The organism is Winogradskyella schleiferi, from assembly GCF_013394655.1.
Taxonomy (GTDB): domain Bacteria; phylum Bacteroidota; class Bacteroidia; order Flavobacteriales; family Flavobacteriaceae; genus Winogradskyella; species Winogradskyella schleiferi.
The window spans coordinates 2,871,137-2,885,489 of sequence record NZ_CP053351.1; the positions used below are offsets into that span (position 1 = coordinate 2,871,137).

Genomic DNA, 14,353 nt, shown 5'->3' on the forward strand with positions numbered 1-14,353 from the left:
AAGATGTTCGAAGATTTTCAGAAAAAAGGTTAAAACAAAATGGTTTAGTAAATTCTTACAACTACTTTTTAATATAAGTTTTAACCAAGATTATATTATTCATACGAAATTATACAAAGAAAATGCCATAATAATTTTTCCCTTGGGGAACTAAAGGGGCTTTTTATTTCACCTCGTATCTCCAATCATGGACATCATCGGCCAAATTATGTTGAATATCCAATAAGGATTTCTTAAAAAGTTTCGCATAAGAATCTTCGGCACCAACGCCATGGATTTCAAATAAATCATTATGATGTTGAAATGCTGAAATTGGACTAATAACAGCTGCTGTTCCTGCACCAAAAATTTCTTTTAAACTTCCATCTTTAGCGGCATTTTTGATTTCTTCAACCGTAACTTGTCTTACCTCACAGGTAATTCCTAAATCTTCAGCTAATTGAACGATACTTTTTCTGGTAATACCATCTAAAATCCGGTCACTTGTAGGTGCTGTAATCAACTTGTCATTGACTCTAAAAAACACATTCATGGTTCCCGCTTCTTCAAGAAATGAATGGGTATCAGCATCTGTCCAAACCACTTGCTGAAAGCCTTTTTGTTGGGCCAAACTCGTTGGATAAAACTGCGCTGCATAATTACCAGCTGCTTTTGCTGCTCCAACGCCACCATTGGCAGAACGACTATAATGATCGGCGATCAACACACGTACGGCAGCATTATAATAAGACTGAGCAGGTGAACAAATAATCATGAACCTGTACATACTTGCAGGTGAAGCCGAAATTGCGGGTTCGGTTGCGATGACAAACGGACGAATGTACAATGAATTACCTACGCCTGGTTTTATCCATTCATTATCTAATTTTAATAAGGTTTCTAAACCCTCAAAGAAATAATTCTCCGGAAAAGCAGGCATAGCTAAACGTTCTGCAGATTTGTTGAGTCTATCAAAATTTTGTTTCGGTCTAAACAGAAATACATTTCCGTCATCATCTTTATACGCTTTCATACCTTCAAAAACAGCTTGACCATAATGAAAGACACGAGCTGAAGGCTCTAAAGTCATAGCTTGATAAGGCGTGATTTTTGGCGTTTGCCATATACCATCTTTATAATCACAGACAAACATATGATCCGTAAACACACGACCAAAGTCTAATTTACTAAAGTCAACAGCAGTGATTTTAGACGTTTCTGCTTTTTCAACATGGATGTTTTGTGTATTAATCGCCATAAATAATTCGATTTAGAAATGAACTGATGTCAACAAAAATACATAATCGATACCGTTAAAAAAAAGTTACATTCCCTTAAATTGCGTAAATTTGTAATTCAATAAATAATTCAATTAAAAATCTTTAATAATGAAAAAAAACATTCTTCTTCTCGCCATTTGTTTTGCTATACTATCTTGTAAAAACGAAACAAAGACTACAGAAACAGAAATGAAAACTGAAGAAGCAAAACAAGATATTGCTTATGCGTCTTTTGGGAATGAAATCAATGATGCTGATGCTTTAACCTCCGAACGCATGATGGAGCATTATAAAACCATGAAAGAAGGTGATACTATTAATTCTAAAATAAAAGCCAAAATAATCGAAGTTTGCTCTGCCAAAGGCTGTTGGATGACTTTGGATATGGATGGTGAAAATGAAGTGATGGTAAAATTTAAGGATTATGGGTTTTTTATGCCTTTAAACGCTGAAGGAGACGTTGTAGTTAATGGAAAAGCATTTGTGTCAGAAACTTCAGTTGAAGAATTAAGACATTATGCCGAAGATGCTGGTAAAACCAAAGAAGAAATCGAAGCTATTACAGAGCCAAAACGCACCTATTCTTTTGAGGCTGATGGAGTTTTACTTAAACAATAAGTTTTTAATCATAGCCACGTTTTCATTTCTATTACTCACAAGTTGTAAAAATGAAGAAAAGGTAGTAGAAGAACCGACCAAAAAGAAGGTGTCATACGAGATGTATCAACCTTCTGAAATGGCAGGTTTTATGAATGCGATGTACGCTTACAACCAGCAGTTGAAAACACAAATTATGGCTGGTGAAACTCCAAGCCAGTTACCATTGGATTTATTAAAGTTACACTCGGCAGAAATGACTAAGGGTAAGTCTAGAACCGAAAATTGGCAAAGTTTCGTGACTGTTTTTATAGCATCACAGAAAGCTGTGGTAGACACCCTTTCCCATATCGAATTAAAAAACCGTTACAATACTGCGATTAATAATTGTTTAAGTTGTCATAAAAAGGAATGCACAGGACCGATTTCTAAGATTAAAAAACTACTGATTCAATAAAATTTGAAGCGAAAAATCATTACCACATCAGATGGTTCCAAAACCATACAGATAGAAGACTGGAACGAGCAATACCATTCCATTCATGGTGCCATTCAAGAAGCAAACCACGTGTTTTTAAAACATGGTTTGCTTTTTTATTGTAACCTAAATCCAGTATCGGTTGAAGCGGATTGTCATTCTGAACGCAGTGAAGAATCTCATCAGTCAATGTCAATTCTGGAAATAGGTTTCGGTACAGGACTCAACGCTTTTCTAACTCTAATCGAAGCCGAAAAATTGAATTTGAATGTTGATTATGTAGGTATTGAAGCCTATCCTGTTCAAATGGAAGAAATTAATCAGCTTAATTATGTTGAACTTATTTCCAACAATCATAAAGCAATTTTTGAAAAGCTCCATGAAACGTCTTGGGAGAAACCTCATCCTATTAGGCCAAATTTTCAATTAGAAAAACAACAAAAATTCTTTAAGGAGATCACAGCCAAAGATAAATTTGATATCATTTATTTTGATGCTTTTGGCGCACGCGTCCAACCTGAATTATGGACTGAAGCTATTTTTGAAATCATGTTTAATGCGTTGAAAGAAAACGGTGTTTTAGTCACTTATTCTGCCAAAGGAAGCGTGAGACGAGCCATGCAAGCGGTTGGTTTTACGGTTGAGCGCTTACCTGGACCGCCTGGAAAGAGAGAAATGTTGAGAGCAACGAAACATTCAGCCAATAATCTTTAAGTTTATTGGAGGACAAAATATCCACATTGTAAATCCTCAATATTTTCATAACACATAACGTCACTTCGAGTGAAATTCCTTTTTCTGGAATTTTGTATCGAGAAGTATCAAATTTACAAAAGGTTCTCGATACATTTCTCGCATACTCGAAACACTCGAACTGACGAAATAACCCCAAACGTTAAATCAAAACTAAACTTCACCCAAATGCCCCTTCCCTTTTGTATCTTTAAATAAAAAGCAAAAATGACCGTTTTAATAACAGGAGCAACAGGATTAATTGGACAGGAAATTGTAAAGAAATGTCATGCCGAAGGGATCAAGGTGCACTACTTAACTACTTCAAAATCTAAACTAGATACAGAACCCGATTACAAAGGTTTTTATTGGGATCCGGATAACAATGACATCGATCACCATTGTTTTGAGGGCGTTACTAAAATCATCAATATGGTTGGTGCAACCATATCTAAGCGTTGGACGGAGAGCTACAAGAAAATAATTCTTGAAAGCCGTACCAAAACCGCACAGCTATTACAAGACACTATAAAAAAGCACAACTACAAAATTGATCAAGTGGTTTCGGCAAGTGCTATTGGTATTTACCCAACGAGTTTGATCAACTACTACGAAGAAGATAACACCGAGATTTCAGAAACATTCTTGGGTAAAGTGGTGCATGAATGGGAAGCTGCTGTAGATGACTTTAAACCTTTAGGCGCAAAAGTAGCCAAAATCAGAATTGGTTTGGTACTCGCTGAAGATGGTGGTGCCTTACCAGAAATCGTTAAACCCATGAAATTCGGCGCAGGCGCTGCATTTGGAAGTGGTAAGCAATGGCAAAGCTGGATTCATGTGGAAGATTTAGCAGCGCTCTTTGTTTTTGCCATACAAAATGATTTTGAAGGTGTTTACAATGGCGTCGCACCAAATCCTGTTAATAATAATGAGTTGACCAAATCGGCGGCTAGTGTTTTAAACAAACCGCTAATTTTACCTAATATTCCAAAGTTTGCCATGAAACTGGTTTTGGGCGAGATGCATATCCTATTATTTGAAAGCCAACGTGTCAGTTCCCAAAAAGTAGAAGGAGAAGGTTTTGGTTTTAAATATGCGAATCTAAGGCCTGCTTTGGAAGATTTGTTGTAGAGACAACTCGCGAGTTGGCCTTACGCGTAATTTTATTCCAGAATCTCGTAATCAATATCCAGTTTTCGCAACGCCCTCAAAGCCGAACCTGAGTTTTTATCATTCACTTCAATATCTACAGCATCGCCTTCTAAAAGTATGTCCGTAAGTTCATGAGCCAAGGACGCATTTATGGATGTTGAAATTTCCATTATACAGTGAGCGATCGCTCTTTTATCTGGTCGCTGCGCATAGCAGGATATTAAGTTTAGTTTCATCACGAAGATTTGTTGTAAGATACAAGTTAAAAATTGATATCATTCGCTTCGCAACCAATCATTAATTCATTTGTTTCTGACTAGCTCTCGTCAGTGAAGAATGTTGAATTAATAATCTCAAACAAGTGAAAGTAAGTGGACTTTACTTATAATGAAGCGATTATAACGAATTGGGTGTAGTAATACGAATTTTATTGTAGATATTAACTTATATATTTTTACTCAGATTTATGAACTTTTTCTACCTTTTTTACATAGTATTTGGTGTCACCTAACCAGAAAAAGGTCTGATAGCGCTCTATATAAGTGAGTTTTACAAACGTACCCTGAAGATTTTGTAGTTCATTGATCACCGTTTGGTCACCTTTCTCAACAGAAAAATCGAATTGCAACTCTTCTGATACGCCTTGACTTAATTTTCCTTCCCAAGTTTTAAAAATCACCCCTTTTTTACTGAATTTAACTAAATCACCTGATCTAACGCCTTCGCTGTAGGTGACAAAGTAAGCAAAACATAAGTACGCCACTAAAATAAGTATTGCACCAATAAATATTTTAAATAAGAATTTCATGATCAGTTCTATTGAAAATTGATTCAAATTTAAACTATTTTCAGGGATTCCATTGTTATTTTAGATTAATGATTAATATGACCTTAATGATTTTATTTTGGTCTTAAAGTTATGAGCTAGCGCTCGTATATGACGAGTGCATCCCAGTTACTTTCTTTGGTCCTATTCGCCCAGAACGAATATCAGCGAGGATGTTTCAACACCGCTTGCAGAGGTTTATATGAGCGAATTGTGGCCAAGGGTAAGCGAAAAAAACTAGCATTACTAGCAGTATGCAATAAACTACTAAGACAAGCTTTTGCAATAGCCAAATCAGCCTTAATATACGATGTAGAATACAAAAGTCCGTTAGTGAAAAATTAAAGGGATTTTACTTGTTTTTTATCTCAGTTATTTGTTTTAACACGTTCTTCATTGAACAATTATAAGATTAATTCTCCTACTAGCTCATAATGTTCAGCTTTCTTGTCATATCTTTTCAATACACGTTTTGCGTTGTTAGGTATATAGGCCATTTCATAATTTTCACCAGCAAACTTCTTCACTGATTTTAATGAGTCAAATTGGAGCACTAGAAAAAATTCCATTTCATCATTAACGTCCTTTGTTGATATACTAACTTTTTCCAAGCCATCGACTCCATTCTTTTTTACAGTTGGAAATACCTCATTTATAAGCATATTTTCATAAATGGTTGCATTTTCGATTGTGGTCCAACCTTTCCAAGTTCTAATTATTTTTGGTTTTTCATCCATTATTTATTTGCTTTCAACAATTTTAAATGCGTTTTTTTGCCTACTCTTATTATTATATCAATTATTTCTTCTATATCTTTTTTTGAAGTCCTGAAATTAACAACACAAGCTCTTAAACAATACATTTCATTTATAATGGCATTTGATAAAAATAACTCACCACCAGTTTGTAGTTCATTCAATAATTCCTCATTTAGTTTATTCAGATAATCGTTACCTTTTTTATAATTGAATGGTATATACCTAAAAGTAGTAATACTTAAATTTTGAGAAATGGCCTCTAATTCAGGATTTTTTTCAGCTAATCCAAATAGCATTTCAGAGAGTTCAATGTCTTCGTTAATTAGTTTTTTATAACCACTTCGACCTATTTGCTGTAATAATAACCAAACCTTTAAAGCCCTAAAGCCGCGTGAGTTTTGAAGTCCATATTCGTAATAATTTTGAGCAAATTCATTTTCACTTTTACTAAAGTTATAATATTCTGGATGTGAACTATAAGTATCTATTAGGTGCTGAGGATTCTTAACTAAAGTGCAACCTGCCTCAAGTGGACTATATAACCACTTATGTGGGTCAAGAGCAATAGAGTCAGCTTCTGATAGACCATCAAATAGGTCTTTATATTTTGGAATAACTGTAGCTGGAACACCATAAGCTCCATCGATGTGAAACCATAAATCATAATCTTTGCAAATAGTTGAAATGCCTTTCAAATCATCAACTACACCAGTACTAACGTCACCAGCGGTGCCAATAACCATTATTGGTTTAAAACCATTTTCTATATCTTCTTTAATTGTTTCTGCTAGTAATTTATTGTTCATTTTATTAGAAGAATCAGTTTGAATCCAACGAACAGAATTTGTACCTAACCCAAATAAAATTGCAGCTTTGTCAATCCATGTGTGTGTGGATTTAGAACAATAAACTGTAAGCTTTTGGGATGTGTTTGAAAGTCCATCTTCTTTTATGCTTTTAGCTGCTTTAGCTGTTCTAGCTGCTAAAAATGCTGTGAAATTTGCCATATTTCCTCCACTGACTAAAATTCCGCCGTAGTGAGGCGAAACACCAATAAACTCTGCTAGCCATTGAATAGTTTGTTTCTCAATTTCAGTAGCTATTGGACTCAATATATGTGCTCCAACATTTGGGTTTACAGAGGCTGCTAATAAATCGGCTAAGGCTCCAATTGGTGCAGCAGAAGAAGTAATATAACCTAAGAATTTAGGATGTCCATTAAATAATGAATGGTTTAGCAACAAGTTCGTTGCGCTGGAAATTAGTTCAGTTGCGGATGTTCCTTTTTCTGGCAAGCGAGTGTTTCCCAATATGCTTTGTAATTGACTTGGGTTTTCATTTACAGTGACAGGTTTTTTATCAATGGTTGAAATAAATTCAGAAATATCATCTATTAATTGATGTCCAATTTTTCGAAACTCTTCTTTGTTGATTTCTATTGAATTAACTCTATTTCCCGTCATAATATTATGGTTGTCCAAATGTCACGTCCTAAAATAGGTCTACAAATTATTGATTAAAATTAAGCTGCCTTTTTTGTACGTGTCATTAGGAGTTTTATAGTCTAAAGATAGATGTAATCTTTTAGAGTTTATAATTTGATTTCATTTTTGATTGTTCTTTTTGCTTCTCCCAAGCTGGCAAAGATCTGGTAAAGATAAAATTCATCTTTTAAGATACCGTTTACTCGTTCTGCGAGCGCATTCTAATAACAATAGTTTTCTTTGGTCTTACTAATTGCCATTTTTCACTTAAGTCCGTTGGTGTATACATTACAACAATTCTGCATTCCTCTGGTGTGTTAGGTTTCTTGCTCCTTCTTAAGTTTTTAATTCACTAAGTATAGATCAGAAAGAACAAAAAAAGAGGATTAAGGTTAATATACACGTAGAAGCTTTTGACTTCGTCAACATTGAAAACCCCTCTCTTTTTGTTCATTTTTTAATATTTTTTTTGGATTTTCAAGAAACTTATTCTTCGGTATTTACTCAGATTTTCGTAAAACATGCCTGCCCTCAAGCAGATTCTATGAGGTCTTTCGGACCTCGATTTTAAGTTGTTGAAACTCGCATAGGTTGTCCTTTCAAAAAAGACATTTTCTCATGAATAAAAGTATTAAAATTTTGAACTGTGAAGTGCATCATAAATACCTATAAAAAAATAATAAATATTCTCATATTAAAAATAAAAAAGCCTCATCAGTTGATGAGGCTTATGTGTATTAAATTTTGGATTTATTTTACTAATAGTTTTTTAGAAAGTCCTTTGGAATTGTTAACCATGTATATTCCAGGTGCTAAACCTTCAACATTAATAGATGACGAATTTTTAACCTGCTTTACCATACGACCAGAGAAATCGTAAAGCTTATAATCATCCGCTTTACTGAAATTCACTTTTGTATTCGCAGGATTTGGGAACATACTAAAGTTGTTATTATAATTATATTCCTCTAAACCTAAGGTTACATTGTCTAAAGAATAGATAGATAATGTAGCACTCACTTCGTTAGATACAACGAGTAAGGCAGTTTCTGTTGGACTATCGTTTTTATCTACAAAAACAATACCTTCTGGTCCTAAATCACCACCTTCAGTTCCTCCTGCAACGGCATCTCTACTATTAAGATACTGAAGAAACACTGGTGCAGATGGCACAGTAACGTCATAAATCATAACACCTCCTACACGTTCTAATAATATAAATGCATAAAAAGAGCCATCTATTTCTTTTACCAGAACAGCTTCTGGTTCCGGACCTTTATTATCACTTCTATTTTTAAAACTGTTATTGCTATTACTCGCATTAAAAATAGCTCCATATGTTGGATGAGCAGCTGTAATCACTTCGAAATCATTACCACTGTCTGAAACAATATTTCCTGTACTAGCATTAAATATACTGAAAGAACGACCGCCAAAAACATGAATTTCTTCATACTCAGCATCACCATCCGTGTTACCAGAAGCGTTAGTGATTCCTATATCTCCAAGATTAGTGTCAATAGCTAAAATATCTGCATCACTAAATACTGCTGGATCTAAAATATAATCACTATCCCCTAACTTGCGCTCTTCTTCAAATCCGTTATATTCTCTGGCATCACCTTCGTTTGCTGTGATAATATAGCTTGTTCCGCCAACATTAAAATAATCTATAGCATCTGGCATGTACATTCCATAAATTGGCCAAGATGCATTAAATACAAAATCTGTTTCGTCACTTGTATCTAAGGAGTTTTGTATCAAACTATGATCTTTTACTCCGAAAGAAGACACGCTTATAATCGTATTTGACGTTAAGTCCATAGTCGCTAATGCATTGTTTTCTTGAAGTGCTACGTAAGCCATTAAGTTATCGTCTGAAACTGCAATGTACTCAGGCTCTAAATCTTGTGAAACCGTTGCACCAGGTCCAAAAATTCTAACACCATCTGCCAATAATGTTGCCAATTGAGCATCAAAAGCATTGAAGTTTAATGTTGTTACATCACTTTGGTCTATGCCTGCCAAACCGCCTGTAACATCAATAATTGAAATACTTCCTTCTGGGTCAATGCTATAATCACTATTTGGCTCTCCTTCATTAGCAGATAATAATTTTGTGCCGTCTGGTGTAAAAGTTATCATATCTGGTAATGCTCCTACTGTAACGATAACCTGATTATTACCATCAGTATCAGCAAACATTACAAAACCTGGATCTGTTAATGGGTTTGCTGAAATTGCTGCAGCAAACACACCATTACTTACCGCAACACTTTGCACACCACTTGTATTAGCAGGCAAGCTTAGAGATGATATTGATGAAATATTACTTGGATCTGAAAAATCTAAAATTTCGATACTAGAACTATTTGTAACAAATAATCTTTGAGACGTTGGATCATAAGCGGTAATTTCCGCTGTTCCACTTGCATCAACCAAATAACTAGTTAGATAATTAGCATCTAAAACTGATGTGTTTTCTGTTGGCACAATTGTATCATCATCTAAAATATATACTGAAAATTCTGATTCACTTCCTATTGAAACTCCTACAGGATTTTGAAGATTCACCATAAAATATAAGTCACTTCCATCTTCGGTATTATCTAAAACAGGAATTGTTATAGTTTGACTATCTGTATTTCCTGAAAGGAATGTTAGTGTTTGCGCAGAGGCTAACGTAAAATCGGTTCCTTCAACCGCAGTACCTCCTACCATTACATCGATATCTACAGTAACATCTGTTGTCGGTGCTTCGGAAATTGAAACTGTTAAAGTAATACTACCTTCGTTTTCCATTACTGAATCGTAAACCTCAGTAAATTCTACTTCTACAACAGTACCTGTTACAATAGCGTTTCCTGGAGAACCTATATTTGGAACATCCGTTACATCTCCACCTAAAGCGTTTGTTGCAACCGCATTATTGGCATTACTAATTGTGCTAAAAGCACTAAGTTGCACGTCGTAAGTTTGTCCATCATTAGCAGCTGTATCGGGATAAGATGCTGTATCTATTGGTATGGACAATGTTGGGTCTCCTAACCAAATATTAACCGCATCGCCACCTCCACCAAGGCCAGCTCCATCAGTATAACCAACTGCTACACCAGTGAGGTCTAGAACTTCACTCCAAACTGTAATAAAGGTATTAACTTCTCCACCAGTATTGTCTGTAATCAAAACAATAGCATATCCACCAGGTGGAATCACTGATATCCCTTGAATTAGGTCTGCAGCACTAACATCTGCTGATTCATCATCGTAATATAAATTGTCATTTAAACCAGACGTCCAAGCAACCGTACCTACATTATAAATCTCAAACCAATCTGCAGTTAAATCATCGCCTTCCTGGCCAGAGAAAATTTCTGTAATCACTAAATTAGGTGCTGCAGGTGGCACATTACCAGGAGAACCAATATTTGGAACGTCACTGGCACTTCCGCCTAAAGCAGTAGTTTCTACCGCGTAACTTATATTACCAACGGCACTAAATTCAGCAAGTTCTAAATCGTAAGATTGTCCGTCATTAGAAGCGGTATCCGGATAAGTACCAGAAGCTACAGGCATTGTAGTTAATGGATCTCCCATCCACAACGTTACAGCATCACCTCCACCTCCAAGGCCTGAGCCATCAGTGAAACCAATTTCGATTCCTGTTAAATCCACAACGTCTCCCCAAACTGTTATAAAGTTTGCTACTTCACCAGCTGTGTTATCAGTTATTAATACAATAACACGTTCTCCTGGTTGAATATCTGTAAGCCCTTGAATAGGATCTGCTGCTGTTCCGTCTGATGAATCATCATCATAATATAAATCGGCATCTACACCAGACGTCCAAGCTGCAATACCAGAATTGTATATTTCAAACCAATCCTCGGTTAAATCGTCGCCTTCCTGACCCGAAAAAATCTCAGTAATTTCTAATACAGGAACAGAAGGAATTACATTTCCTGGTGATGCTACATTAGGCACATCGCTTGCGCTTCCACCTAAAGCATTTGTAGCTACAGCATAACTTGCATTACCAACTGAACTAAATTCGGCTAATTCATTATCGTAAGATTGTCCGTCGTTAGAAGCCGTATCTGGATAAGAACCTGAAGCTATTGGAGAAGTCGTTAAAGGATCTCCCATCCATAATGTTACAGCATCACCTCCACCACCAAGGCCTGAGCCATCGGTGAAACCAATTTCAATACCAGTTAAATCCACAACATCTCCCCAGACTGTGGCAAAGTTGGTTACTTCGCCAGCTGTGTTATCGGTTATTAACACAATAACACGTTCTCCAGGTTGAATATCTGTAAGCCCTTGAATAAGATCTGCGGCTGTTCCATCTGCCGAATCATCGTCGTAATATAAATTATCAGTAACACCAGAAACCCAAGGAATAGATCCTGAATTATAAATCTCAAACCAATCTTCTGTTAAGTCATCCCCTTCTTGACCTGAAAAAATCTCAGTAATTTCCAAGGTTGGTGATAATGGCTCTGCATTTGCAGGAGAAGCAATATTTGGAACATCATTGGCACTTCCGCCAAGCGCAAGTGTTGTAGTAGCATTGCTCATATTTCCTGAAACACTGAAAGCCGCTAATTCTACATCGTAGGATTGTCCATCATTTGAAGCTGTATCTGGATAGGATTCGGTATCAATGATAGTTCCTGTAGTTAGAGGATCTCCTAGCCATACAACTACGGTATCACCACCAGCACCTAAACCAGCACCATCTGTGTAACCAACTTCTACATTTGTAAGGTCTACGACTTCACCCCAAACTGAGATAAACGTACTAACCTCACCTGCGGTATTATCAGCCACTAAAACAATAGCACGCTCTCCTGGCTGTAAATCTGTAATACCTTGAATAAGATCTGCTGCTGTTGCATCGGCAGATTCATCATCATAATACAAATCTGCATCTACACCAGATACCCATGCTGTGTCTCCTGTGTTATGAATTTCGAACCAGTCTGCTGTAAGATCGGTTCCTGATTGTCCTGAAAATATTTCTGTAATTTGAAGATTTGCTTGTACAGTTACAATTCTTGAATCCTGATCAGCATCAGTTTCTGCAATGTCATAAGCAGCCGCATTGTTTGGGTGAAACGTTGACATAAACTCAGCAACTGCATCTTGCTCACCACCAGTGTAACTAAATGAAAGGTTATTTCCAGGATCATTATTAAGTTCTCCATCAGGAAAATCTGCTGTTTCACCAAAGCCCATACCATTATAATAATTTATTCGGTTTGGAGCACTCAACTGATCAAACGGATAACTATCGCCACCATTTGCCAAAAAGTTCAGGGTTACCATATTAAAGGTAACTCCGATTGGTGCAACATTTACACCATTATCAACAATCACAACATCATTGGTTAGGTCGGTATCACCTCTATCTACAACCAAATCAACAATTCTGCTGCCTGCTGGCTGGTTAGGATCATATACAAAACTCATACCGCCTACTTGTGGAAAACGCCCAGGCTCATTACCAGCTGACACATCAGCAAGACCATGCTCTATAATGCTAATCAGTTCTTCAGCCGTTAACGTCAGCCTAACAAGTCCGTTATCAAAACGAAGTGTAGCTCTGAGGTGGCCTTCAGAAACGCCATTATTAGCTGGCGGAGAAAATACAATATCATTTGGGTCGTTTGAACCGCCAGGAAGCACTGCCGAACCGATTTCAGTTCTTAGTCCGCCTCCATTTTTGAGTGAAATATCTACGTCTGCATCTGAAGCAGGATTAAGAAGATTAGCATACCAAAGGTTAGCGTCGGCAGTCAAATTCCCAAGGTTGGTTTCTTGTGTTCTTACCTGTGATCTTCTACCATCAAGGTAAACGCTTGAAAATCCAACGACATTATTATACTGAGCAGAGATAACACCTTGTACAGCATCCCTAAGGGCTACAACTGTTGGATTTGGTGTAGCACTAAGCGACGTGACTAAAGATTCATTTGCTGGATATGCACCACTAAGTATATCATCTAGCTCACTAAGATCTATTACACCATTATTATCAAATTCTACCACAAGTCTTCCAAGATATTTGTAATCGCCGTCAACATTAACTACCAGTACAGGATCACCAGAAGCATCTGTAGACTGAAATGGATAAGGCTCGTCAAAAGCGGTATCTGTAACCAATGCGTTACTAAAAAGTGTATCGTTGCTGTCTCCCATTCTCGTATTAGATCCTCCAGCTACAATGATATCAACACCGTCTAAAAGCGTTGCAAGCTGTTTCTCTATACTAATAGACTGCATATGTGCTAATAGGATAATTTTGTTTACTCCAGCGTTTGTAAGTGCATCTACGCTGGGCTGAATCGCTGCAGCCAATTGCGCAACACTTGAATTTGGAGCAGGTGTTATTGTTAAATCACCTATACTCGTAATGTCAGGAAAACTTGGTGCAACTGCACCAACAAGTCCGATAGTCTCACCATCTATAGTCACTATTGCATACTTAGCAACTTGACTGTTTAGATTAGTAACATTGTCGCCGTCAGTGCCAACAACACCAGAGAAATCTCCATCTGCTGTGAAATCTATATTCGCAGATAACCATGGGAAATTAGATCCAGGAAAGGTCACACCATTGGACGACTCACTGCTAAAAGCCGCATAGAACAATTCACCAGGACCTTGATCAAACTCATGGTTACCAAAACCAGAAGCATTAACACCAAAAGCATTAGCAAAGGCAATATCTAAATGGCCAGGCTCATTACTACCTGACAGTGAACGTACTGCTGTATTCTCCGCAGCATAAAATCGAGGACCTGGAATAATCAAATCCCCAGAGGTAAGCGTAAGCGTATTGTTTGCATAAATTGGGTCGTTTTGGAAAAAGTCTACCAAAGCAGAGAACTCGTCTACGGCATCAAGAGCACTCTCCTCGTTGCCGTCAACGTCGGCATAGTGTAACAATTGTAATTCGAAATTTTGGGCAATCAAAGTTGCACCAGAACACATAAAAAAAATCATGGCTAAAGCCCTGACTTTCTTGAAGTAATAGTTTTTCATTGGATTTGTTTTTTGTT

10 protein-coding genes and 1 pseudogene are annotated in these 14,353 nt (G+C 36.7%); 5 read left to right on the forward strand and 6 right to left on the reverse strand.

What is annotated here, in order from left to right; all coding sequences use genetic code 11:
* Positions 1 to 163: 163 nt before the first annotated feature.
* The gene (locus HM990_RS12450) at positions 164 to 1,237 is read right to left on the reverse strand and encodes a branched-chain amino acid aminotransferase (protein ID WP_178989254.1); all 1,074 of its coding nucleotides are present in this window, start codon (positions 1,235 to 1,237) and stop codon (positions 164 to 166) included.
* Between the two features lie 130 nt (positions 1,238 to 1,367).
* Here HM990_RS12450 and HM990_RS12455 point away from each other — a divergent pair, with 130 nt between their 5' ends.
* From HM990_RS12455 to HM990_RS12470, 4 genes are all read left to right on the forward strand, one after another.
* Complete coding sequence (locus HM990_RS12455) at positions 1,368 to 1,877, forward strand: DUF4920 domain-containing protein (RefSeq protein ID WP_178989255.1); 510 nt, start codon at positions 1,368 to 1,370, stop codon at positions 1,875 to 1,877.
* Entirely contained in the window at positions 1,855 to 2,313 is a 459-nt protein-coding gene (locus tag HM990_RS12460) for a hypothetical protein (protein WP_178989256.1), read from the forward strand. The genes HM990_RS12455 and HM990_RS12460 overlap by 23 nt, the downstream gene beginning before the upstream one ends.
* A 3-nt stretch (positions 2,314 to 2,316) precedes the next feature.
* Complete coding sequence (mnmD, locus tag HM990_RS12465; protein WP_178989257.1) at positions 2,317 to 3,048, forward strand: tRNA (5-methylaminomethyl-2-thiouridine)(34)-methyltransferase MnmD; 732 nt, start codon at positions 2,317 to 2,319, stop codon at positions 3,046 to 3,048.
* Between the two features lie 246 nt (positions 3,049 to 3,294).
* Positions 3,295 to 4,197, forward strand: a complete 903-nt coding sequence (locus HM990_RS12470; protein ID WP_178989258.1) for a TIGR01777 family oxidoreductase — start codon at positions 3,295 to 3,297, stop codon at positions 4,195 to 4,197.
* 32 nt (positions 4,198 to 4,229) lie between these two features.
* On the opposite strand, the gene HM990_RS12475 is transcribed toward HM990_RS12470, so the two are convergent.
* Together HM990_RS12475 and HM990_RS12480 are read right to left on the reverse strand one after the other, a co-directional pair.
* Entirely contained in the window at positions 4,230 to 4,454 is a 225-nt protein-coding gene (locus HM990_RS12475) for a hypothetical protein (protein ID WP_178989259.1), read from the reverse strand.
* 218 nt (positions 4,455 to 4,672) lie between these two features.
* Complete coding sequence (locus tag HM990_RS12480; RefSeq protein WP_178989260.1) at positions 4,673 to 5,026, reverse strand: 6-phosphogluconate dehydrogenase; 354 nt, start codon at positions 5,024 to 5,026, stop codon at positions 4,673 to 4,675.
* Positions 5,027 to 5,221: 195 nt separating this feature from the next.
* Between HM990_RS12480 and HM990_RS19875 the strand changes: the two are divergent.
* Positions 5,222 to 5,389: pseudogene (locus HM990_RS19875) on the forward strand (IS110 family transposase); the annotation flags it as partial.
* 59 nt (positions 5,390 to 5,448) lie between these two features.
* Here the strand turns inward: HM990_RS19875 and HM990_RS12485 are convergent.
* The 3 genes from HM990_RS12485 to HM990_RS12495 all read right to left on the reverse strand — a co-directional run bounded on the left by HM990_RS12485 (position 5,449) and on the right by HM990_RS12495 (position 14,336).
* A complete protein-coding gene (locus HM990_RS12485; RefSeq protein WP_178989261.1) occupies positions 5,449 to 5,781 on the reverse strand; it encodes an antibiotic biosynthesis monooxygenase in 333 nt (110 codons plus the stop codon).
* Positions 5,781 to 7,265 carry a pyridoxal phosphate-dependent decarboxylase family protein gene (locus HM990_RS12490; protein ID WP_178989262.1) on the reverse strand — a complete coding sequence of 495 codons (1,485 nt, stop codon included), beginning with the start codon at positions 7,263 to 7,265 and terminating at the stop codon, positions 5,781 to 5,783. The genes HM990_RS12485 and HM990_RS12490 overlap by 1 nt, the downstream gene beginning before the upstream one ends.
* A 771-nt stretch (positions 7,266 to 8,036) precedes the next feature.
* Positions 8,037 to 14,336, reverse strand: a complete 6,300-nt coding sequence (locus HM990_RS12495; protein WP_178989263.1) for a choice-of-anchor I family protein — start codon at positions 14,334 to 14,336, stop codon at positions 8,037 to 8,039.
* Positions 14,337 to 14,353: the final 17 nt, after the last annotated feature.

What these genes read in the sequence shown, in the direction of transcription:
- HM990_RS12450 (WP_178989254.1), bottom strand. Translation starts at nt 1,237, where the DNA reads ATGGCGATTAATACACAAAACATCCATGTTGAAAAAGCAGAAACGTCT.
- HM990_RS12455 (WP_178989255.1), top strand. Translation starts at nt 1,368, where the DNA reads ATGAAAAAAAACATTCTTCTTCTCGCCATTTGTTTTGCTATACTATCT.
- HM990_RS12460 (WP_178989256.1), top strand. Translation starts at nt 1,855, where the DNA reads ATGGAGTTTTACTTAAACAATAAGTTTTTAATCATAGCCACGTTTTCA.
- HM990_RS12470 (WP_178989258.1), top strand. Translation starts at nt 3,295, where the DNA reads ATGACCGTTTTAATAACAGGAGCAACAGGATTAATTGGACAGGAAATT.
- HM990_RS12475 (WP_178989259.1), bottom strand. Translation starts at nt 4,454, where the DNA reads ATGAAACTAAACTTAATATCCTGCTATGCGCAGCGACCAGATAAAAGA.
- HM990_RS12480 (WP_178989260.1), bottom strand. Translation starts at nt 5,026, where the DNA reads ATGAAATTCTTATTTAAAATATTTATTGGTGCAATACTTATTTTAGTG.
- HM990_RS12485 (WP_178989261.1), bottom strand. Translation starts at nt 5,781, where the DNA reads ATGGATGAAAAACCAAAAATAATTAGAACTTGGAAAGGTTGGACCACA.
- HM990_RS12490 (WP_178989262.1), bottom strand. Translation starts at nt 7,265, where the DNA reads ATGACGGGAAATAGAGTTAATTCAATAGAAATCAACAAAGAAGAGTTT.
- HM990_RS12495 (WP_178989263.1), bottom strand. Translation starts at nt 14,336, where the DNA reads ATGAAAAACTATTACTTCAAGAAAGTCAGGGCTTTAGCCATGATTTTT.